Annotated in this window: 1 protein-coding gene (cut by both window edges); it reads right to left on the reverse strand. The window is 66.6% G+C overall.

All 25,872 nt of this window come from inside a single coding sequence — locus AB0B25_RS07320, alpha/beta fold hydrolase, on the reverse strand. Of the gene's 151,173 coding nucleotides, 5,883 precede the window and 119,418 follow it; the stretch shown corresponds to coding positions 5,884–31,755 (codon 1,962, complete, through codon 10,585, complete); reading right to left, the first codon wholly in view occupies nucleotides 25,870–25,872. The start codon and the stop codon both lie outside this window.

Here is a 25,872-nt window from a genome sequence, read left to right on the forward strand (position 1 = left end):
GGGATGGTCGCGGCGACCCGGCTGAAGTTCGTTCGCGTCGGGAAGGTTCCCCAACGGATACTTGTCATTTCGACTCGGCGGCGGCTGGTCGGCGAGCTCCTTCAGCGCTTTCTCGGCATCGTCGCGCAGTTTCTCGACCCGAGCCCGCTCACGCAGCAGGTAGTCGAACCGGCGCACCCGCTCGTCGAGGCAATTGGTCTGCGCGGCCCAAAGCTGGTACTCCTCACCGAGTTTCCACAGTATGGCCAGGTCGGCAATCCGACCGATGAAGTCCGGCCCGTCCGAGTCGGTCGAGTCGGTCGAGTCGGTCGAGTCGGTCGAGTCGGTCGAGTCGGTCGAGTCGGTCGAGTCGGCCGCAGCGAATACCGCCTGGTCGAACAGTTCCCGCAGCCCATCGAGTTCGAGCGGGTCGAGCGGCGCAACCAGCACCGTCGGCTCGTCCTCTGGGAACCGCTCACGGTGCTTCGTCACATACGCCGCACAGGCCTTTTCGAACCGCTCGCGTGCCACCGCACGACCCGCATGCCAACGGCGCAGGTTCGTTTGCTGCGCCTCGATCGCGCGAACACGCCGCCGCAGTGCGAGCAGCTCGGTGACAGCCATCTCCATGGCGTGCCTGCGCAGCCACTGATCGGCGAGATCACGCTGGCTGTTCGCCTTACGCCCTTGGCCGAGACTGTCACGCCACTGTTGCACCCGTTCCGGAGTCAGCTCGACGTGTTTCCAGAACTTTCTGTCCGTCGTCTCGATCTCTTCGCCGAGCGTCGCGCGATGGCGGGACAACGTTCGCTCGGTCTTGGCGCCGACCTTCGCCGGGTCGACACCGAACTTGCGCAGCGTTTCGAGCAGCGCCACCTGCTCACGCTCGGCCTGCGCACTGTATCCCGGCAACTGCCCACCCAGGGTGTATCGGGAACCCGCGACCGACGCTTCGACGACGCGGAACAGTTCGTCGAGTTCCGCCTCCCAGGTACGCAGCTTCTGGTCACGTCGCTCGACCCGGGCGTTCCAGCCCAACAGTGCCCGGCTCTGGACGGCCTTCGCCGCCAGCTCGCGTTTCGCCGCCCTGCCCACACCGATCGCCGGCGCCGCCGCCTGGTCGGCGCCGGCGCGCAGCCGCGCCACCATCCGCTGCCCGAGCCGTGGCTGGAAACCGCCGTCCAGATCGCAACCGTAGTTCCTGGCCACGTCGTCGAGACCCTGGCCCGGGAGTATCGGTTCGGCGCGAAGTTCGCGGATGTTCAGCGACAGCGTCGCGATTCGAGCAGCCTGCTCGGCCAACCGACGGTAACCGCCGATGGACCCAGCAGACTGCTCGAACAGCGCGTACGCGTCGAACAGCCGGTCTTCCAACGCATCGACCCGAGCGCACCACTCGATCAGACGACGCAGTTCGCGCACCTTCCCCACCGACCGGTGCTTTCCGTGGAACCGCGCTTCCGCCTCGACGATGACGTCCCGCAACTCGTCGGAGAGCGATTCCTCGGCGAGCCGGACCCGCAGATCCGCCCGCTCCTGCTCGACCCGGATGTCGTCGTCCAAGTCCTCCGTCGACACACCGATCAGCTCCGCCAGCTCTGCTTGGCGGTTGGCAAGATGCCACTCCAACGCCCGGAAAGCCGGTCCGCCGGCCACCAGCTCGTCGACGTTCCGCCCCAACTGCTTACGCGACTGCCGAATTTCAGCAAACACAGTGCGGCGCAGGGTAACCAGCGTCTCCGGCAGCGAGCCCGCCTGCACCTGCTCAGGCGCGGGCGTGCCGGCCAGCTTCCGCAGGAATTTCCCGACTCCGCCTGGTCGGCCATGCGCGTGCGCGGCGAAACTCTCCGGTCCATCGCCGCCGAAGGCATCGAACACCCCCTGCTGCCCCACGTCGAAACGAGCACCCTTGGGCAGCTGTTCGGGGACGAACGGCAGCGCACCTGTCGCACCAGGTGGTTCAGGCGGCGGGGGTGCGAGGTCCGCCGCTTCCTTGTCGAAGTGCTGGATGAGATCGCCGCTGGTCGCTGTGGTGACGGTCAGGTGGTCGCCGATCAATTCCATGGTCACGGTGCCGTCGACGTCGACACGCAGTTCGCTGGTGCGGTGCGACACCTCCGCCAGAACCTCGGTGGCCTGCCGACCCCAGTCGAGCAGCAGATCCGAGATCAACCGCATCGCCAGCGGCGCCCGAGTCAACCGTTCCCGCACCAGATGGGTGCGCACCGTGACCACCAGCTCACTGTCTACCCCGCGAGTCACATCGACATCCACCAGCGGACTGCTATCGCTGTCCAGCACCCGGATCTGGCGGCCGTTGTCGAGGTCGACCATCGGCGCGAGCACAGCACCATTGCGGCCCAACGCCGCTCGCAGCACCGCGAGCACCCGGGCCTGAGTGGTGGCGTCCGGGCGCAATTCCTGCGCCAGAGTTTCCTGGATCCGGGCAAGCTGCCCGGCCTGTGCCTGCGCTGCCGGGGCGGTCCGCGCGTCCGCGGGCCGCTGATGCGGGGTGGCCCCGTCCGAGGCCTCTGGGATGGCTCGCAGCGACCCAGGATCAGGAGCTGCTGGCGGCGCCGTTGGTTGGGGATCGGGCACGTCCGGCGGATTGTTGACTGAATCCCATGCCGCACCGTAGAAGTCGTCCCACTCGGTCTGCAGGGCACCAAGGTGCGCGACAACCGCTTCGTGGCCGCCGAGTCGTTCGGCCCGCTCCAGCGGCAGTTCCGGGATCACCTCACCCGCGGCCCGAAGCTGCTTCGCCGCAGTGATCTTCCGCACGACAATCGCGGTCTCTTCTTTGGACATCATGTGGACATAGCCGCGCCGCGACAGCTGCACCATGCCCGCGATGGTGCCCCCGTCGCCGCGCAGGTGGTGCTGCTCGACATGTTCCGCACCGGCCACCAGCTCGAGCATCACCTCGGCATCGAGCGCCCCGGAATCGATGACCAAGACGTTCTCGTCCGAGTGGTATCGGGTCGCGGCATGCGACTCGAAGACAATGCGGACCTCGCGGAACCGCAGTACCTGGTTCGCCTCTCGGCCGAATGCGATACCACCCAGCGCTTGTCGGATTCTCGGCAGACGCGCGAGGGCCGGCTCTTCGATCGCATCGGCTGCCTCCGGAACTTCGGGTGGCCTGGCCCTCGGGTCATGAAGCGGATACCCGGTGCGGGTGACTCGTACATTCCCCTGCCTGTCGACATTGAGCAGAAGGTAATCCGTTTCGATGTCCGAATCCGCGGCCAGGTCCGGGTTTTCCGGGTCGACCGCGGCTGCCTCCGCCAGGATCTGCAGATGATCCCGGAATATCGATGCGACGATCCGTTTACGACCGGGGACAAGCAGGATGTGATTGCCGTGCAACTGTCCTTCCGGCAGCTGCCGCAGCCGCGCGGTCAGGACATCTTGGGAGGCCACCTCGTTGAGCGCCCAAAACGCATCCCGCTTGCGCGCGGCTTTCTCCAGCGCGGTTCTCCCGGCCTCATGCGCAGTGACCTGGTTGTGTTCGATGCGCTGTCGCTGCGCCATCGCGCGACGGATCGTCTCGATCATCGGGTCTTGTTCGGCGTCACCGGGCGCCATGACTTCCGCAAACGCGGATTCCTCCATAGCGGTCCGGACGTATGACCTTTTCGCCTCGTATTCGCCCCGAGCGGTATCGACCTCACGTGTGGTGATCGTCCGGTCCAGCGCCAACAGCCGGAGACGTTCCGCGATATCGTCTTCGGTCGGCCGATGCATCTCATCAACGCGGCTGAACCGCCGGTACATCAGCTGGTAATTCTCGGTGTAGAAGCTTGGATGGCCGCCGGCCAGTGGCGCTGCCAATGCCTTCGCCAGTTCTCCGATACCAGCCTCGTGTCCGCTTGCCTGGCGGTAGATGTCGAAGTATCGCTGATCGATATCGACGATGCTGAACCGATAACCGAGTTGCGCCAACTCCAGGGCGAACCGGAACTCCGCGGCGAAAGCCTCGGCTTCCTCACGGATACCCAAGCGGACGAACTCGGCCTCCGTGTGCTTTGCGGGATTCGGGCTCCGACCCTCAGCGAAGGCTTTGGCATGAATTATTTCATGGATCAATGCCAGCACCTGGTTTATCAGGTCGCGCTGTCCAGCCAAGACATCGATCGAGAATGTCTTCTGGTCGAAATGGCCGAGGATGCTCGTTTCCATGACCGCCGTCATGGCCGGCAGGTAGTTCACCTGCACTGGGCTGGTGTCCAGGAACTTCGCGAGTTCACGGCCGAACGCGGTCCGCCGCAACAGCGACCGCGCCAGCCGATCGTGGTTGTCCAGCGCATAGCCGACCTGCAGCGGCCGGTCCGCGATCCGCGGTTGCTGGCCCGGCTCCAAGCGCTCCGCCGGGCCGCCGACGAGTACCGGCGTGCCATCCGGGCGTTGCGGGTTGCCCTCGGCCGGCCCGCGGAACACGATCGTCTCGATCCGCACCGCATACTGCGGCTGCTCCCACTCCGCCCACTGTTTCAGCACACCGACCCAGCCGTCGTGCTCGAACACCCACACCCGGCCGTCCGCGCCCTTGAACACCTCGATCTGGTGCCCACCCTGGTTCCCGGGACGCTCGAATCCCACGATCACCAGGCCACCGTGGTCCGCCACATGCTTGCGGACCTTCTCGAACGACTCGAACTTGCGTTCCCGGGTGTTCGCCTCCACCCCGACCGCGATCCGACCGAAATCGACACCCTGCGCCGCGATATCCACGTCATCCAGCGGCAGCGGCGCAACCACCTGCACCCCGAGCTGCTCGGCGAACCACATCCCGATCGGACCACAGTTCCGGATCGCCGGACCGGCCTTGCGCGCCGCCACCGCCGCCGGATCCGAGCCATCACCCACCAGCGGAACCGGCGCCCCGGAAATCCTCCGCCCCAACGCTTGAACAACGACACCCATATCCGACACCGCATCGGCGTTGCGACCAGCATCCGGCCGCGTCGACGGCGGCGAGTCGAGCTGAATCTCGGCTTTCTTGTCGAAGTACAGCCCCAGATTGCGGCGGGCGCCCTCGTGGGTGCCGTGGACGACGACGTCCAGGTGACCGTCGACCAGTTCCATGGTCAGCGCGCCATCTGCACCGACCAGCAGGCCCCGGGTGCGGTGTAGCACCGTGCCGAATACCCGAGTCGCCTGCCGCTGCTCCCAGTCCGGCAGGAACACCGGCACCAGCCGCTGCGCGAACGCGGCCCGGTCCGGGCGATCCCGCTCCAGGTGCGTGCGCACCGCCACCACAGGGTCCGGCCCGCCGGACACATCAACATCCAGCAGCGAACTGCCGTCGCCGTCGAGCACCCGGATGTGGTGGCCGTCGTCCTGAACATCCACCGGCGCGAGCGCCGCACCGTCGCGACGCAACGCCTCCGACAACACCGCGGCGATCCGATCCCAGTTGTCGGGGTCCAGGTTCAGGGCCGCGCCGAGCGTATTCCGCAGCCAGTCGAGCGGATAGGCCTGCACCGACGCGGCCGGCCGCATCGACGGCTTCGCCGTGATTCCATAGTCCCCAGCCACCGCAGCGCGAGATCCGGAGCCTTCCCCGTCCACCTCGACAGAGGAAGTTCCAGCCACTTCACGCTCAGGCCGCTGGACGGTGATCGAGCCGTCCTTACCGATGTCCACCAGCAGAAGTGGGTTGTCGTATCCATCGACGACCTGAAGGCGGTGAACGGGTTCGGTAGTTGTCCCCAACCTCCTCGGCTGTCCGAGGTAGGCGCCGGCGCCCAGCGTGTCGCCGATCATCTCGATCAGGTCAGCCCGGTCGGCGTCGTCGAGATTCGGTACCCAGGCGACCATCTCCTGCAGGCGCGCCAGTTCGGCGGCCGAGGACTCCGTCAGACCATGAGGCGGCTGATCCAGTCGCCGGCTTACATCTTCCTGGTCGTGGAACGCTCGGATCGCGAAGTCGGCCTCCACACACTGTGTGCTCAGTTGGCGCAACCGCAACGCATCTGCCGGCGACAGCGGACTATCCAACAGTCGTTGTGCATGCCCCAGCAAGGCGGCGACCTGGCTCGGGGTGATCCGATCCGTCGTCGTGCCGAGGAACTCCGCCAATGCGCCATAGGCCTTGTCACGCTGGTCATAGGCACCAATCACCCCGAGCAACAGGTTGACTCGGGCGTGCCACCGGTTGTAGGTGTCGATCCGCTCGACCACCATCGCCGATTGCGGGTCGACCGCGCGGCGCAGCAGTTCCAACGCCGGCGAGGTCGGTTCATGCTCGAGCAAGGCAGCATCCGACATGCCGGAGAGAGCGGCCCGCGCCTGAGCCAGCTGGGCCTGCGCCTGGGCGAGCTCCGCGACCAGCACGTCCGCCTTGACAGGTTCAAACGGCAGTCCGATGGGCACGCCGCCATGTGCCTTGTTCCAGAACCCGCGGTAGAACTCGGTGACGGTTTCCCCGGAGCCGCGCGATCCAACGGTCTCGATAAGTGGCCGCACCGCCGCACGTCCAGCCAGGAAGGCCGCGAGGTTGCCACCCGATGCCACCATGTCCTGCCACGGCATCCGATGCGTGCCGTCCGGCAGGGTCCCCGAGAGCAGCACATCGTTGCCGCCGTGTGCGGTCGCCTCTTCGAACGCCATCCGGTAGGAGTGCTCTAGTGGGCTCTCTTCGAAGTTGTGTCCCGCCGCTCGCAGCTGCCGGACCGCCTCGGCCGCCAACGCCCGAACATCCCACTCCCGTTGGAACATCGTTGCGATGAACTCCGGCCGAGTCGAGTGCATCAGCTCCTGGACAGCCTCCACTCTGGTGCGTTCGAGTTCCAGCTGAACCTGCCCCGCGCTACGCACGATTGCCACCAGCAGTTCGATGTCGGACTTTCCGACATCAAGTACCACTAGCCCCTCGGTCGGGTAGTACCGATCGTCCGCGACATCGAGGCGGATGCGGATTCCGTTGTCGATCAAGAATTGATCGACCTTCTGGCCGATCTTGGTCGCTCGCAGCAGTCGCAGCACCCCTCGCACTCGCCGTTCGGAGGCGTGTCCGGCCAGATCCAGTACTTCGATCTCGGCCGGCGGGGTCCAGAGAGTCGGTTCGGGCAACTCGCGTGGGGCGACCCACATCCGCCCGCGGACATCGACATGTACATGCAGGCATTCCACGGTGATCCCTGCTGCCTGGTGATCACGGATCAGAGTGTGCAATGCCTGGAAATCGTCGCCCTCACCCCACACGACAACCAGTCGATTGCCGCCGATCAGCGCGGCCTGATCACCTGAACGCTGCCCGGGCTCCCGCTGGAGCAGACCGTCCACCACGTCACGGGTGACTCGAGCGATGAGCGCCCGCTCGGCGGCGCGCACCCGCGCTTCGGCTCGACTAGACCATGCGGTCAGGTCCCGAACAATCAATGCCCTGTGCGTGCGGCGACGTTCGTCCCACTTCGACGCTGGGGCAGTCGGCCCCGCAACCAATCGTTCGATCTCCTGGTGGGCCGTTCGCTGAAGATTGCGCAGGTCCCGGTCTGCGGCGTTCAATTCCAACGCCTTCAGCCGGATTTCGGTAGCCGCTTCGGTCGAGGTCGCCCGCCGGATGTTCTCGATGGGATGGTTGTTTACCCAGGTCCAGTGCTCCAGGTACTGCGCAGTCAAATAGCCGGACGCCTCGAGCTCTCTCTGCAGCGCACGGACACCCTCCTCGTGACCTATGGCCACCAGTTCTTTGTTGGTGCTTTCCGGATTTTCAATCCGTGCTTCGTCGATGGCCTGGTTGCGGGCGTCCGCGTAGATCGGCACATACCACTCGACCGGAACGTCGTAACCACGCGCCGCCATCCGCACATCGAAAATCGCATTCTCGGCGAATGCCTCGGCTTCCTCGCGGAGAATTTCGTAGAGGAATGCGGTTTGCGTCAGCGTTGCGGCATCCGGAGTCTCGCCGGCGAGGTACTTCGCTCTGTGTTTCCTGTTCTCGTGACGCTGCGTACTCCCCTGAGCCAGAAGACTGAGTCCACCCGTGGCAATCGTGGTCGTCGCTTCGCTCGCCTCGAACAGGCCGCGGTCACCCTGCTCCCTGCCGAGAACATAGCGGGTCTCGATCAGGCCGTCACCCGGCAATACCACGGGTCTCTTACCGTTATCGGCCTCGTCGTGCAAAGCCTGGATCAGATCGCCAGGTGCATCCGCCACCAGCGCACCCAGCATCCCCGAGCCGGCGTTCACCGGCTCGGCGCCTTCGGCGAGGGCCAACGGCGCAATGCCGTCGCGACCGATGACAATCCTTCCCACCACACCGGCGTGGGCGCCGACCTTGTGTTTCCAGACGGCGATCTCCGCGCCGCGGATCAACCGGCCTTCGGCGCCGCCGATGACGATCGGAATCCCGAGTTCGTCCTCGGAAGGGTCGAAGACCGCGTTCTCACCGAGCTGCAGGTCCTCTATGTCCCGATGTGCGGTGATGAAGCGTTCATCGACCTCGAAATACAGCGCCGCGTGTCCGAGCCCCTTCCAGTGGTTGATCGCCAGCGCGGCTATCCCGCCGTGCTCGCGCACCTGCCTGATCGCCTGCTCGATGCCATCGACCCCGGTACCGAGCGGACCCTCGTCGAAGTCCGCGACAAAGCCCTTGGCGAACTGTTTCGCGGAGATCCCCTCGCGCTCCACCTTTTTGGTGCGTCGAGTCGCCTTCATCCGCGGGTCGGCCTTCGACCCCAGCAGCCAGATACCGGCCTTCTGAACCTGGATACCGCAGATCTTCGGAGTGTCGTCCCGAAGATGTTTCAGCGCACCGGCATCCGATTCAGATACGCCATCCGTCACGGCTGTCCCGGATCGGCCGGCCAGCGCGTCCCGCGGCGGGTCGGGTTCCGCCTTTCCGACGTAACCGGTTTCGGCGATGATCTGCCGAATGCGCTGTGCGGTCTCATCGCTTACCACGGTGTCGGCATTGCGCCACACCCGGTAGGCGGCTTCGGTACTGCAGCCGGCCCTCCGCGCGATTTCCTCGATCGTGATCGGGCGCAGCAGACCCCGGCCAGCGTAATCGTCCCGAAGTTCCGATGGGAGTTTCTCGAACACCGCCGTGGCGACCCGGTTCAGGATCTTGTCGACCATGGCGCGGTGCTTGTTTTTCAGCTTGGCGATCTGCGGGGCCGTGCGACCCGCCACATACAAGTCGAAGCATTCGATCTCGACGGGATCGATTCCGTCGAGATGCGGCTCGATTACGGCTCGGTCGGTTTTCCACACCGCGGCCGCCAGCTCCAGTGCGTCGCGGTTCGCACCGCGACGCACTGCCGCCAGCGGAGTTGTCGGATCAGGCACCTCACTGACCTGCGCCTGCCCCCCTGGATCGCTGAGCAATCCGTCGACGACCACGGTCGGCCGGGCGCGTTCGGTATCGCCGGGGACAAAGCCGACGCGTTCCGGGATTTCGTCGGCGGGGACCATACGGTCTTTGCCGGTCAGGAACGGGACTTCGACGCTCCCGTCGGGATACGCGCCATAGCCGAAGATGCCGCGCAGGCCGCGGCGGTTGTGGCGCATCAGCCATTCCTGGGCCGCTGCCCAGCCGACGATGGGTGGCAGTTCCTCCCCGTTTTCGTCGACATCCCAGATGACCGGTCGATCCTGTTCGTCGACCTCGGCGTAGAACACGTGACCGATGCCTTGGACGCCGCGGTAGAGCAGCAGGCCCATCATCGCGCCGCGGGTGGCCTCCTCTTGCGCGGCGGGCACGTCCTCGATGCCCTCGCGCACCTCGGGCGAACTCGTCGAAGGACGGCCTCCCCTTGGTCGGAGCGGGGGCGCGAGATGTTCGAGCAGATCACGCAGGGATCGGAACCGCTGTCGGTCCGCGTCGCCGGCCCGGGCGACCCGAACCTCGGGGACCCCGGATGCTTTGACTGCCTTGGTGTCAGCCAACGCGGTGTTGGGTGGCAGCTCCTGTCCTCGGTCCGCACGGTAGGTCCGGAACCGTCTCGTCGCGTGCACGGCACAGTTCAACGGACCGGCATGCGGCGGCGACAAGGGGACCTTCGCCGTGTCGCCGTTGCGCGGAGTTTCGAGGCCGTCGGCGAGTTCGGCTGTGATCAGCGCGAGCTGCTCGTCGAGCCGTTCCCGCTGCTCCGATGCCGCCGCCGCGCGGACGTCGATCAGCTCTATCAGCCGCTCACCGCGGCTCAGCAACCAGTACAGACGCTTGTCCGAGCGGTCACGAGCATCGACGGCATGGGTCAGCTCGCGCACTGCGAGATACTGCTTGGCACGCTGGACGCGCGGGTCGGTCCACCTCAATTGTGCGATCTGCCTCCGCAGGAACCTCGGGCTCAACTCGGAGGGGAGCACGCCGAAGTCTTCGGCCAGTTGGCGGTGCAGCGTGGTGCGCCGCACCGCCAACGGCCGCAGCGCCGGGTTGAGGCCGCGCGCCTCGCGCGGGAGCTGGTGGAGCTGGTTGTCATGGGTGCGCCGCAACTCCATCACCTGCCGCCGTTGCCGCACCTGCCTGGCGTGGACGTCGCGCAGCTCGGTGAGCAGCGCATCCTGTACCCGCCACGCGTCGGGCACGGCGGTCTCCCGGTCGTCGACCATGCGGCGGAAGAAGCGGGTTTCGGCGTCGGCGATCTCGAAGTTCGGGACCAGAAGGTGCAGCCGAAGGATCTTTTCCCGCACCTGCTCACCACGCTCCGCACGGCGCAGCAGCAGCTCGTTCAGCTTCTCGATCAGCGGCCGATTCACCCCGTCGATATCGACCACCGTGTCCACCATGTCCAACTCCCCGGCAAGCTCCGCGATCCGGGCCGCCAGCAGCTCGCGGCGCAGGACAGCGACACGCAGTTCCCGCAGGACGTCCAGGTTCGCCCAATGGTCCGGGCCGCGGGTGATCAGGGACTTCAGGTACCTGTCGAACCTCTCGATCCGGGCATCGTCGAGGGTCCGTGTCTGGCGTGGCTGCCGAGTGCTGGCCGCGGCGGTGCGCCGCCGCTGGATCTCCCTGGCGTGGTTGGGGAACCAGAAGTAGTCGTCATTGTCGGCGGCCGAATCGATCTCGGCGGCCACTTCGCCTGCCGCGATGAGATGGTGCAGCGCCGCCGCGCCGGCGCCCATGCCGACCAGGTTGTTTTCCAGGCGTTGCGTATCCGGATGCAGTGTTCGCTCACCGGCGACGGCCGCCGCGATCTCGCGGGCCAAGGCGTTGCCGTCGGCCTCGGCCGTATCGACTTCGATGCCCGCGGGACCCAGTCGGACGACAGCGAACACCGTCGTTTCGCGGTTCCGCTCTTCCACATACTCCGTGACGATCTTCGTCGTGAGCGCGCCCAGAAGGGCCTCTTTGCGCACGGTCTGCGTTTCCAGCAGCTTCCGCTTCTTCGCAGTGGCCGTGCCTTTGATCGCGAATCGGATCTCCACTCGATCATCCGACAGCTTCCGAACACCCAACAGGAGCGCTGAAGTCCCGGGCGCGGTGGACCGCAGCGCGGTTTCCAGGATGCGAATTTGACGTTCGGCCAGGAGGAATTCGGTGTTCGGACGGTTCAGTGCGGCGCGTCCCGCCCCGTCCCGCACCCACTCCGGCCAGCCGACGAAATGCAGCATCTCCCTCGGGCAGTGCCGCCGGAACGCCGAACACACATAGCCCGGCAATCGACGCCAGATCGCGGCGTTGCGCGCCCCCAACTGCCGTGCCTGTTCCACCGTCATGTCGTCGTGCAGGACCAGGTCCCGGACGCTCGACAAGCCCTCCCAGCCCAATGCGGTCTGCACGATCGTCGCATCGTCACCGGCCTGCGCGGGCGCCCGGTCGTCGACCTCTTCGGTGGCCGCGACTTCCAGTGTGTGCGGCGGCAACTGCTCCAGCAGAGGGCGCGCGTCCTGCACCATCTGCGCGCCACCCTCGTGCACGACCAGGACGAGATCCAGTTCCGCCGCATCGAGTTCCGCGATCAGCCGCTCGATATCCCAGAGGAGGGTGGCGCTGTCCGCCCCGGACCACCACGCCGAGACGATCGGCCGATCGGGTGTGGCCTGGGTCAGATCGGTCAGCACCGTGTCGACGGAATGTGCGGTACTGCGGTCGAAGACCACGTCGAACCGACGGTTCTGGTCGACATGCACGATCAGCTTCGCCCGCTGCCGCTTGACCCGACGCCTATCGCCCGCGATGAACATGGTGCGGTCTTCGTGGCCGAACAGCCGGTGTCCCCGCAATGTCAGCGTCGGGTTACCCAGGTGTGTAGCCCAGCGCTCGGCCATCTGCAGCCGATGCTCCCAGTCGGTGATTTCCCGGTACTGCCACCGTTCCTCGTCGGTGAACGCACCCTCACCGCGCCGCAGAGTCTTCGCGATCTGCGTCCGAGTCAGCGCGTCCGCCATCGAATCCGACAGATCCGCCGCGACGGCCACCGTCTCGTACCCGGTGTGGCCGGACAGGTAATCCAGCAGCAAAAGCTGATCCTGGCTGGTCAGGCCGTGCCATTCCCGGTCGAGCAGCGCGGGGCGCTGCCGCTGCGCCTCGTCCGGTTCCAGCCCGACGACCGCGGCATCCACCCGCTGAAGCAACTCCAGCCACAGTTGCTGCGCCTGGTCGTGCCGCTGCTGACCATCGTCCTCGGGCAGCAGTTCGGGCAGCGCAGGTCGAGGTGCGACGTACTCCGGCTGCGCGACAACCCGACCCGCGATGGCGACATTGTCGTAGTCCAACCCGGCGACCGCCTGGGACTTCCCGTCGACCAGCGGTCGGCGCGCCTCGCCGCCCTTCATGATCTCGAACCCGGCGACAGTGCGGATACCGTGCTGCTTGGCGGCCCATTTCAGGAACGAGGTCCATTTATCGTCGTCGAAGACCCACACCTCGCCATTCGACGAATCCGGGATCAACGTGCCGTCTTCGGATTCGGTCCAGGCTCCCTTCCACACCAAGCCGACCGCATGCTGGCCTGGCTCGGCGGCCTCGACGAGACCGCGCTGCGCCAGCAGCAGCACGACACCGTCACCGGTGCTCACCACATGCTCGGCGGCCTGATAGATGTCCCGATATCCGGATCTGCGGTAGTCCGCGCGCAGCACCAGCGGAGCCCCAGGGGCGAGCACCCCTTGCGTCTCCACCTGGGCGTGGCGCAGTTCTTCCGGCACCGCGTCGGCGCCGCCTTGCTTCGTGTACACCTCCTTACCTGATTTGATCAGGCAGTCGGCAATGCCGTTGCGCAGATGCCGCAAGGCTTCCTCGGGCGGCTTCTCGTATTCGACCAGATCTTGGAGCGAGTTCTTCTCGATCAACTGGTCGACACACTCACCCAGCCCCCGGGTCAACGCCGCGTCGATGCGGGCAAGTTCACCAGTGAGCCGGTCGAATTCATGGACATCGGCGATCAGCCGCTCCACATCACCGAACCGGTTGATCCGTTCGGTGAGCCCGTCGTCGAATCGCTGCTCCTCCCCCAGTTGCTTCAACTGTTCGCCAGTCAATTCCGTTGCCACAAGACCGGCTCCGACCAGCACATCGCGGCCGATGTCGTGCGCCAGGTAGCGCCGCTCGTTGCGCAGGAATCGGCGCAATTGGTCAGCACGCTCGGAATCCGGTCCCAACCAACCGAACTCGAATCCACCGCGGCCGACTATCTGCTGATTCAGCGCATCGCGTTCGCGTCGCAACCTGAAGTGCTCGCCCGCCATCATGGTGAACCGGAAGGCGAGTTCCTCCAGCCACTGAAGCCGCCGCTCCCACAGCTTCTGCTGGTCGGCCAGCTCGAGCAGGTCGGACAGGATGTCCACGACGATCGCCATCTCCGCCGCTTCGGCGTCCTGGTTCCGGCGCCCCCGCGCACGGCTCAGAAGAGCTGCCAGCTTCTCGGAGTTCGGTAGGCCGTCCGGCACCTCATATCCGAATGTGGTGAGCAGTTCCCATTGATTCTGATCGATATTCGGGGTGGCCAGGGACCGCATCGCCACCTGCAGATGCGCATGCGCACGGGACAGTTCCGCCCGCAACCGCTCGATGCCTGCGATCCGCTCGTTCGCGGCGACATAGGCGGCCGCGGTGTGGAGCACCTGGTCCAGCTCGAGCACTTTCGTCGCGGCCGCGAGGTGGTCCGGGTCGTAGGGACGTTCGGTCAACATCGCGTGCATCCGCGCCACGTGGTGCGGGGTCAGCTGGTCGGCATGCCCGCCCACCAGCGACGCCAATGCCTCAGCGGCCGTTCGCCGAAGGTCCCGAAGCACCGCCAGCCGTCCAGCGTCCAACCCGTCGGGCTGGACTTCAACGCGGTCCTGCGCTACCAATGCCTGACGGGAGAATGCGCGCCGGGCCGCCTCCGCGTCCGCGAGCGCGAGCAGATCATCGCCGACGATGACCGGAACGCTGTCTTGCCCGTGTTCCCGAAGCTCCCGAAGTTGGTCGAGTACCTGCGCCAATTGCGCGTCGAACTCATCGTTGTCTTGATGCTGTCTGTCCGCGATCAACTGAGAACCTGCGTCGCCCTGCTCCTCCAGGGCGCGGAGGGTCCGAGCCAGCTTGCCCAGCTCGACGACCTGCTGGATGAGTTCCTCGAATTCCCCATCCGCGACCGGACCCTGTTCGTTCAGCGCTCGCGTGAAATGCAACAGGATTTCCAGCTCGTCGATCTTCCCAGGCCGGGTGTCAGCCCGCTCGACGTCCTCGAGCATCGCCATCGCGTCACGCAGATCGACGAAATCCTCGGCGAGACGACGCAGTTCCGCGGTGGCCTCAGGTTGCTTGCTCACCCGTTGAGCGAAGTGCCGGAGCGTTTCGTACTCGCTGCGCGCCGCACCGATGACATCGCCGGCCAGCTCGATCAGGTGGTATCCGAGCCCGTCCAAAACGCCGACCAGGTGCTCGCGCAGCAGGCCGGGCTGCTGCAGTGCCTCGGCGGTCAGCCCGCGGTTGGCCAAACGGTCGTTCAGCGCCGTGATCAGTTCCGGACGCCGAGCCCGAGCCAGATGCCGCATGGTGTTCAGCTCGCTCAAATCGACCACGGCAGCGGGCCGAGCGACCGGAGTATTGCTGGGCTGCTTGGGCTTGCCCCGCCACACCTGTGGGGCATGCTCACCGAACCAGGCCATGCCGCGCTGCAACGTCTCGTCCGGCGTCGTCCACTTCGGCGGCAGACCCAGGAATGCGGCCCGATGCGGATCCAGCCGTTCGTCATCCTTGGCGAGAGGCCGGACGAGTGTGGGTTCCGGCTTCGGCATGATCAGCTGGATCTTACGCTGCGGATCAGTGCTGTCCGGACGCTCTCGCGCCAGTTCGACCAGGAAGTCGGCCAGCTCGCGCGAGCTGTCGCCCTGCCACACCACCACCGCGACCGACCGGTCGTGGCGGTGCCTGGCCGCGAACTCGTCCACAGCCCTGCGCAAGCCGCTGCGCTGTGTCTCGGGCTGGACACCGCGGTAGATCAACGCCACGACCTCGTCGGCGGTGCGCGGGTCACCGATCCGGAATTGCGTGGTCGGCACCAGCGACCGAGTCTCCAGCTCCGGTGTTCCGGGCAGATCCGCGACCCAGTCCTTGCCCCGCAACAGCACTTCCGCCGCGGCCAGTCGGTGCGCCACGACGACCGGGACGAGATGCACCGTGTCGAGGCCATGACCGTCCAACAGCGTCGCCGCGGCCTCCCATGCCTGAAGGACGGGAGCGTTGCCGCGGCACACGAGTTCGATATTCGGCGGCTCGTCATCCTGCCGCGCTCGCGAATCCCGGGCCCCGCGGAAAGCCGAAATTCCCTGCACCAGAGCATCGCCCGCAGCCGTCTCCCGATCGAGCACGGTGGCGGCGGCGCCGTGCCGGTGCCACACCCTGGTGGGCGCGACCCGGCTGGACCGGTTCTCGGCGGCGGCGAAGTCCGCACCGCCATGCACGGACGCGGCCAACTCATCCCAGGTAGTGGTGGGTTCCGGCACCAGCGTGACCGCATCCTGGGCGAACAGCGCCTGGTCGCCGTATTCGACCACGGTGCAACCCGGGATGCCGAGCCCGGACCTGCGACGGGGGAACGACAGCAGATGGAACGGAACGCCCATCTGCTCGGCGCGCTTCTTGCCGATCTCGTTGATCCTGTCGACGGCCTCGAGTTCGGCCAACCGCGCCTGGTCGACCTCATTGAGCGGGCCCGCTGCCGATAGTTTGCGGTGTTCCCGGCGTAAGGCGTCCTCGTTCAGCTTGTGCCGGATCGAACCCGGAATACCTTCGGCTTCACCGAGAATCATCGACAGTTCGGCATCGGCCAGCAACGCGGCACGCTCAGCGTCATCGGAGAAGTCCCACAGCCGCGCGATGACCCCTCCCTGCGCATGCGCCGCATCGATATCGGGCGCCGCACCCGCCTGATGCACCATTCGGGTGAGGCGTCCGGGGTCGATACCCGCTTTTCGCAATGCCTTCTGCACCAGGGCGCCATCGTCGGCGGGCTCGGCCGCGCCATCGCCTGCCGGGACGGCGCCGACGAAGATCTGCTGTTCCCGCGGCGGCCGGGCTGCCACGCCATCCGGATCGGCGACCGCGTAGCCGTCGCCGCCGACGAACACCGCCACCGCGATCTGGCCGTCCGGATCCCCCGCGGGTGGCCGGAAGTCCCGGGTGATCTCGTTGGTCTTCGGATCCAGCTGATCGACCCGGATGGTGTCGCCGTCGACGACCGCCACCCAGAGCACCGCGTGCCCGAGACCCTGGGTCGGTGCGGTCGCCACGACCATCTGCAGGCCGTTGCCGCTGCCCTCGTGGGCGGCCACCCACGCCGTGAATCGCTCGAATCCGTCCCGCAGGCCGTGCAGTTGATGCGCGCGCACCGGTTCCTGACCGGGACGGGCCAACCACTGCTCGGCGTCCGCGAAGTCCACGCCCATTCCCGGGGTGGCGGCCTGGATTCCGGAGCGGTCGCGCTGCGCGCGGTAGGCGATGTCCGCCGCGATCGCGGGCCAGCACTGGTCGGCCCACAGCGGCTTCGGGTCTCGCCGTACGAAGGTGGCCGTTCCCTCCGCCTCCGGGGCCGGCGACTGTGGCCGGGCGAGCTGGTCGGGCACTACCTCGATGCCGTTGGTCCGGCCGGTCGCAGGGTCCGGTCGGGTGGCGACCGGTCCCGCGGCGGCCCGCCGGGCGGCGGCGGCCAATCTCTCGCGGAACTGTCGTTCGAGCGCCTGGAAGGCACCGGACAGCTCGGCGTACTCCACATCGGATCGGGCGATGTCTCGCAGGAAATCGATCTTGCCACGCAGTTCGGTCGCCACCTCCTCGAGCTCGGTGGCGTATTTGTTCAGAGAGTCGAACTGCTGCTGCCACTGATCATGGCGTTGTGCGATGGCGATCAACTCGGCCAGCCCGGCGGCCCGGTCCGGGTCGCTGCCCACCGCCGCGGTGTGCTCACTCTGCAGCTTCGCGAGCGCGTCCACACCCGGCGCGACAATGCCGAGCCCCCTGCGGGTGTCGGTGAACTGTTTCCGCGCGTTCAACCGGTTTACGTGCGCTGCCTTCAGTGCGTCCGCGAACACGTCCAGCTCGGCGAGTACGACGCGATCGGGGAAGAAGTCGCCGGGCGCCATCTGCAGAGCAACGGCATCGATCCGAAGTTCGGACAGGTTGTGGTCCAATTCGACTCGTGGCGCGGGCGGCTTGTCCATGGCGGCCTGGGCGGCCCGCGCCAATGCGTTGTCCAGCCGCTTGCGCCGCTTCAACAGTTTGTCGGTGACCGCGGCGACCCGGTCCAGTTCGGCGCGCAGCGCCCGGATCTCCAGCACCGCTCGGGCCACCGATTCGGTGAGCGGATCCAGCTCCAGCTCGTCCCACTGGCCGTCGGTCAGATCGGACGGGTCGACGTCGTCGTACAAGGCCGTCAGCAGAGCCCGCGCCTCGTCCTCGTCGGCGCGCAGCTGCCGCACCACCGCACGCGGCTGGAACCACTCGCCTGGCGTGAGACCGCGCAGGTTCTCCACGATCCGCCCGCGCACCCACGGTGGCCGGAAACCCGCCTCGCGTTCGATCTCGGTCACCATGCGAGCCATCTCGTCGAGATGGTGCGCACGCTGCGCGAACCCCTCGAACATTTCGCCGGTGTCCAGCATTCGTTCTCGCCGGGACAACGTGTCGCGCAGCGCATCATGCAGTGCGATGATCCGGTCGATCTGCCGCTGGGCCCGTCGGACAACCTCGATCCGGTTCAGCAAATCGTGCGCTTCGACGAAATCCCGCTCCGCCTCGGTGAGTGCTTCGCGCTCCCGCAGATCCGCCAACTTCTGCCCGATAAGCAGCACATTGGGTACCACCATGTCCGGCAGTACCTCGTCACACGCCGTCTGGTAACGCTGGTTCCAGCTATCCCACTCCGGGGAAGTCCGTGTGATCAGCCGATCGACCTTCTCCTGCGGCAGCGCGAATGCGGCTGCCAGGGTGGCTTTTTCGAATGCGCGCGTCACGACGGCGTTGCCGAGCAACGTCACCAGCCAGCTGCCCAGTTGATCGCCATCGCTGGCGCGATCACCGTGCGCCTTGATCTGGACCGTGGGCAACGTCCAGTTGTTCTGTTCACCGGCGAGCAGGCGCAACTCCAGAACTGCGGTCAGTTCCTCGACCATCCGGTGCAGGTCCGCACCTCGGTACATCAGCGACGCCACCGTCAGGCCCGGGCTGGTACCCGTGAGGGCCTGATACCGGTCGACGGTGCGCTGCAGCCCCTCGTCCAGCGTCACCGGACTCGCCTCGCCGACAACCAGATTCACATCGATCAGTGCAGCATTGACGCTGATGCCGATCGCGACGAACGGATCCTTCAGCGACAGCACCGCCGAAGCCGGTGATTTGAGCAGATAGTCGACGGCCGGTGGTTTGGGCAGAAAGGCGACCGAACGGCGGAACCGCTTCAACGCCTGCGCGGTCCGACGTAGCTGCGTCAGCTGCTGACTTGCCTCTGGTGGCGCGACGTCATGGTAACCCTGTTCTACCTGGCGGACGCGTTCCTCGGCGGTGCGAAGTTCTTCGGCGAACAGCATGATGGTAGCGATGTGCCGCGAATGGTCGTCGGCTCCGAGTAAGCCGGCGATCGCGGCCGGGTCGACCACAGCCAGATCGGTGACCTCGTCGCCATACTCGGCAAGCACCGCGGCGACCTGCCGAACCGAGGGGAACCGGCCGAGCTCCGTCAACGCCTGCTGCAGTCGCTCCGCGGCTGCCGCGTCCTCCTCCGCGGGGTCGCTGAATCCGATTTCCGCGAACACGTCCCACGGAGACGCCTTGTCGAACTCGAAATCGACCTCTTCGGTCACCTCGGGTAGCGCATGGACCGCGCGAACAACATCGACCCAATCGCCATCGGCGTCCAGCATCACATACGGTGCGTCGCCTGAGCGGAATCGGCGGGCCGCGTTCAGCGCCAAGACCAGTTCGGCGAGCATCGAGACGTCGGTGCCGTGCCGGTCGTCGAGAATCGCGGCCCAACCGACCGTGGGACTACGCAGATCGAAGGTGACGATCACGATCATCGATACCGCACCCTGCGCGGCCAGTTGATGACGTTTATGCACCCCCGCGATGTGGTGGAAAAGGTCAGGCACTTCGTCCAGGCTCGACACGGTCTCCGCCGCATGCACAACTAGGACTTCCGCGGCTTGCGATCCGATCCGGAACTGCGCCTGGACCCGCCCGCCTTTGTCCGCCGGTCGGCCGTGCGGACCGATGTCGGGCAGGTGCGCCACTGACAACCGTCGCACCAGCACACCGTTCATCGCTGTTTCGAGCATGCCGTGCAACTCTTCCGCGATTTGCACCGTGGACAGTCGCTGGCGCTCACCATCGTCGGGGAACTCGACCCGGTCGAGCGCTGCCTTCTCCTTCTCCAGCGCGTCGTGGGTCTTCCGGTGCAGCTCCTCATCGGGCAGCGCGCCGATCACCCCGGCCAGCTCCGGATGCCGGGCCACAAGCGCCTGCCACATCCACGGTTCCCGCGCCGCCTCGTCGAACAGCTGGGCCACCACCCGCCCACGCTGCCGCGCCAGTCCCAGAACACCGCTCCCGCGCAGCGGCTGCAGCAGCGACTCCAGACTTTGCAGGCCATTGCGCTGCAACACATCCGTAAGCAGCGGCATCGGGTCTGGTTGGGTCAGCCTGAACCAGACAGCCTTGCGCCAGTTACCGTTCTCTCGCTGCACGCCGGAACTGCGCCACGCCGCACGATCGGCGGCGCCGGGCATTGGTACCGATACCAGCTCGCGGTCGGTGTCGTACATCGTCACCCGCAGCCGCCCCTCACCTAGAGACAGTTGCGTATAGATGACCTCGTTGTTGCCCGGCCGCTGCACCATCGCGTCCAACTCCGCGATGACATCCTCCGGCTGCCAGACGAACCAGCCAGTCATCCGCGGCGACAGCCATTCGCGCACCTTCGCAAGGGTGTTTTCGATGCCGATCGCATTGGCAGGAAACGCCATCACCGTTTCCTGCGTGGCCGCCCACTCGACCAGAACAGGCTGTGGCCCGGCGTCGTCCGACTCGCCGATCACCACCCCCGACCGAGCCAGCCACTCGGCGGTCCGCTCGGTCAAGTCCAGGTAAGCCGGTCCAGTCCGCGCCGGTTCCGGCCCCAGATCGAACTCGCGCCAATATGCCGTGGTTTCACCATCGATGGTGCGCAGTTCCAGAACCGCCCGGCCGGGCTCGCCACGAACGGGTTCGATCCGCAGCGTGATGAGCATGCCGTGCGGTGTCGACTCCACCTGCTCGATATCCACCGTGAAGTCGTCGGCGTCCGCGACATCGTCGTCGCCGCCCACATCACCGAACCCGGTGAATATCTTGTCCAGACCGCGACCGTGCCACTCCAGCAACGCCGGAACCGGCCATCCCAGGGCATCGGCATCGAACAACGCCCCTTGGTATTCCACGTTGACGAACAACCCGGGTTCGGGGTCGATGCCATTGCGCCGCAGCTCGGCACGGAGATTGGCGATATTCTTCGGGTCTGATCGATCCCACCGGAACGCCCCACCATACGGTGAGATCTCGACCAACCTCCCCGCCTCGATCTTCCAGATACCGAAGGCCGCAGGTCCCCACTGCTCATCGTCATACGTCATGCACAGATCGGTGTGTGTCCCCTGCCCGTCGGTGCGGAAACCGTTCCCAGGTGTCGCGTCCATCGTGAAGCAGTCACCGCTCGCGCGTGTCGTGCTGTACGGCTCGCCGTCCGGTCCGACGAACAATGGCCTGCCGTCGACCTGGATGATCCGCACCCGCCGCGTCGTGTCCCGATCCGCCGCGGCCTCTGGGGTGGTGACCAAAAAGTCGTCATAGGTCGGCTTGCTCGGCTCGACCAGGCCGAGGCGGATGTTCGTCTCGCGGGCCGGGCGTCGGACGAGCCCTTCGGGGTCCGCGACCGCGAAGCCGTGTCGGTTGAACAGCCCGAGCACCGGTTTCTCCGGCTGGGGGTCGCCGTTCTCGTCCATAACCGGCGCGGGCGGCACGAAGCCGCGGATGACCGTACCGCGACCTTCATCGATCCGGTCGACTCGGGGAACACCGTCCTCGACAACCAACACCAGCTCGACCAGATGCGCCATCTGGTTCTCCAGGTCCTCGACGAGGAACACCGCCAGGCCGTTGCCTGCGTTCTCGTCCTCCGGGTTCCGGCGTTGAAGTTCCTCGCGCCAGGCCAACAGCCCGTTGAATGCCTCACTGATGCCGGTCAGCTGCTGGAACAGCACGGGATCCTGGTCGGGACCGGCCGCCCACTCCTCGACGGTGCTGAGGTACGTGCCGACATTCGGGTCGGCGGCTTCGATCCCCGCCTGGTCGCGACGGTTGCGGATCGCATTGCCCAACATGGCTGCGGGCGCGCACTGATTCGCCGACGGCCGCTCGGAATCCGGCAGATCGTGCCGGACATCGCTTTCACCCTGAGTCGGTGCGACGCCTGTGGCCCGCTGCGACATCTCGCGCAGGAATCCGCCGACCGATTCTGCCGTCGGATTCGCCAGGACCCGTGTCGGCCGCGGCAATTCCTCGGTGCGTGGCGGGCCGTCGGTCACCTCCCGTAGGGCGGCATCGACCCTGCCGTCGACGCCGGCCAGCCGCACCGTGATGTGCCGGATCTGGCGAATGGCCCCGCGCATTTCGTCGATCGCGGCGATCCGGTCGGCTGCCTCACCTTCCGGAAGCCCCTGCGACAGCCGCGACTCCCCACCCAGCGCAGCCGTCTTCTGCGCCCAGGTACCCCGCAGGGCCAGGTCGGCGAATTCATCTCGGGCGGCGACCGAGTCGAAAAGCGCCTCCAACCGGGTCCGTTCCGCTTCCAGATTCCGCCGTTGCTCGACCAAGGCGGTGAGCCGATCGGCCAGCCTCCGCAGCCGGGTGGCGTCAACGGCGGCCGCGTGGTGCCTGCCCGCGATGGCGTTCAGCTCGTGCAGTCGGCGAAGTCGCTGATTCGCCTCGCCGGTGTGCGCCCCAGCGGCCCCTGGCCTGTGTGGATCGAGGGTCGGGTCGAGTGCATCGACCGCGTTCCGCGCCTGTGCCAGCCGACTGGCCACATTCGCCATCGTCACCGCGTCGGTAGGAAGGTGCGCCCGATGGGCTTGGAACTCGTGCCATGTTTCCGTGGCAAGGGTTTCGGCTTCGGCGAGAGCGTATTCCAGCGCGGTGATACCGTCGCGGCGCGCATCGGCGCGGGCGACATCGAATGCCCGCACCCGCTCCTCGGCATCAGCACCCAGATCCGCCAGCCCCGCCGTGACGGGCCGCTGATACTCCGCCGTCGGCGACGCATCCCCACCCGTCACGCGGATGTTGAGCGTCCCCAGGGACCTGACCTCCGGCCGACTCGAGTCGGCTAGAACGCGTTCCGCGGTCGCGATGATCGCCGAAGCGCTGCCATGCGTGACGAATTCGATGGAGGGAGCAATGTCCCAGCGGCCCGGGGCGTTCCAGCGATCCCAGGCGCCGACCAGGCCGTGGACGATATCGGCGGCGAGTAGCAGTCCCGCAGCCTCGAGCGGTCCCTCCGGCGCGAACCACACCACTACCGCATGACCCGGATCCTGCAGGTCCAGCCAGTCCATGGCGGCGCCGAGCACAGTCGACACGGATGCCTCGACCCCGCGCCCAACGGTCTCCACTCGGACGGTGTGCGCATCAGGCGCACCGACGATGGCCATCACCCGGCCATCCGGACCACGCGGCACATCGGTCAGCACCGCCAGCGGCCTGCCGTCCGCCGCGGCCCGCCTTCGCAGCCTGACCAACTCCCAGGTGCGGTCCGGCACGAGCACAGGCCAGCGTGGGTCGATGTCACTGCCGCCCTGGCCTGCCAACCGGGTGCGTTCGGCATCGACCGTCCGGGCATCGGCCCGGCTCCGATCCGACCACGCGATGCCGGGAGTCGCCGCCACCCAACCAGGCAACTGCTCGATCAGTAGCGCCTGCTGGATCGGCGACAGCAACCGCCACTGGTGATTGACCTGACTGCCTCGGATGTCGGGCAGGTTCCCGCCGAACACCTCAGCCCAGGTCAGGAGCGCGGCGTCGCGCGGTTCGGCAATCGCCGCCAGCAACGCGAGGATGCCGTCCTCAGCAGCGTCGATCCTCCGCCCCCCGGCGGCTTCCCGCTCACGTGCCGCGAAGATGATCGAGCTGAGCAGGACGACCTGGAGGTGCAGCCGGTCGTAACGCTCCCGCCATTGCTCCCAGTCCGGATCCGCCGGGTTGTACCCGCGCGCGAACGCCTCCGCACGATCGAGTTCCAGCGTGCCGATGGCCCGGGTGAGCGCATCGACACGGAGGAACGTCCGCGCATGCCCGAGCACATCGTCGAGGTCATTCAGGAACTGCTCGGCCGAACGGCCGTGTTCTCCACCGGCCACCAGGTTCCGCACTCGCTGCCAGGCGAGCCAGATCGGCGGTTCGGTATTCCCGGCAGCGATATGGTCGGCCACTTGGCGGCGCAAAATAGTCAGCTGCGCGATCTCTTCCGGACCGATATTCGCCGGGTCTCGCAGGAACTGCCGTCCCGCCGTGGTGAGGACGGTGAGCAACTCCGCCCGCTGCAGCAGCGTATCGCGGTACAGCCCGCTGATTTCCAGTCCGAGTCCCTCGCCGGGGGCGGCGCCGACGTAGATCTCCCCCTGCGGGATGGTCGCCGGGTCGATCGGGTTCGGGTTGTCGTACCGGACCGGGACACCGCGCCGGTCCATATGCAGCACCATCACCGGCGGGCCGCCCACCGGCGGCTTCCAGTCCCGGATGAAGCGGCCCGTGATCGGGTCGCGGTATTCGATGCGCTCGACGCCCTGGACCATGTGCCGGATCAGCCAGACCGCATGATAGCCAGGCGATTGCGACTCGTTTGTCACTGCCTGTGTGGGGAAGGCCACCAGCATCTTGATCCCGTTGCCGCCCGCGTTCCAGGAATTCGGGTCCGCCCGATCCAGGGACTTGCCGCGGACCCGGAGACCTGCGTCCGCGGCGGCGAAATTCGCCCACCACTGGCCTTGGACGGGGTTGTCACGCTGTTCGGGTGTGAGCAGCCCCGCCGCACCCTCGTTGAAGGCGATGCCGCGCACCGGATGGGCGGGCTCGATCCGCATATCTGTCCGGCCGCCGACCGCCGCGATATCGGCCTGCACAAATGTCATGCACTGGTTGGGTTCGTCCGACCACATCTCACGCGGCCGCGTCCACAGCATCGCGGCGTCCGTGGTGCCCACATTCAGCTTGGCATCAATGTTGTCGAGCTGATCGTGATGCTCGTGGTACTTGTCCACGACATCGGCCATCGCCCTCAGATGACGTGCCGCATCGGGTTCCGCGTCGCGCGCCCAGGCCCGGAAATCCGCCGCCCAGCCTCGAATCGGCCCCAGGTCGTCCACATTGATACCGCCATAGCGGGCCATGACCTTGAGCTGCCTGCGAGCGTCGCGAACTCGCGCCTCCAGCCGGTTGCGTTCCCGGAGCTGCTCATATGTCTCCGGCCTCAGCCGAGGATCGATCGGCGGCCCGACCGGTGGGTGCACCGGCGCGGTGACCGCATTGGCCTGCACCGGCAGCAGCACACTCTCGTCCGCGGTAGCGAAGCGCGGCGGATGCACCAAGGCCGCGACCGAGAGGTTGTCGCCGCCGTCCTTCGCCCGCGCCAAACCGGCCAGGCTGATGACGATCCGCTCCGGCTGTTCCGGATTCTGCTCGTAGATCTCCTCGACCTCGTCGGGGTCTCGGCTGTCGGTGAAGCCGTCGGTGCCGATCGACACGATGACCTTGCGGTTCGGGTCCAGCTCGACTTCCGTGCTGTAGACCGCCTTCCCCTGCGGCCCCAGACCTTTACCGATGACGTGCGCGGGCTGGAATGCGTTCCTGCCGAAGCCCTCCAGCGCCTCGGCCGCCGACATTCCCCTGGTGTCGACGTACTTGTTGAGGTTCGAATGATCCTTGGTCACCTGCTTCGTCCCGACGAAGCCACGACTGTCCCCGGCCCAAGCGAAACTGACCTTGCCGCGCTGCACAATGGCGATCACTATCGTGGTAGCAGGCGGATTGCCGCTCGCCGGCGTCGCATCCGCATCGGCCTGCACCGCGTCGACCGCGCCCTCGGCGACCTGCAGTGCGTTCAGCCGCTGCCCCTGAGCGGCGTGGATACCGGCTTTCACCTGGGCGAGTGCCTTTTTCGCCGACTGCTTGGCAATCTTGTGACCCTGCTCCGAGGTGGACACCCCGTCGCAGATAATCGCGATCTCGATCGGTTCGCCGTTGTGCTCGTCGACGGCGATCTCGGCCCAGTCCTGATTGCCGTGCCCATGTAACCCGGGATCACCGATATGGGTGACGGCGGCGACCGACCCCAGGTTCAGCAGCTTGTGCGGCGCATTGCCGGGCAACGCCTTCCCGAACAACGCGTGCGACACATAGCCTTGGTCCCCTGGTCCCGGCGAGAATCGTTG

This window comes from Nocardia sp. NPDC049190 (assembly GCF_040648115.1).
Taxonomy (GTDB): Bacteria; Actinomycetota; Actinomycetes; order Mycobacteriales; family Mycobacteriaceae; genus Nocardia.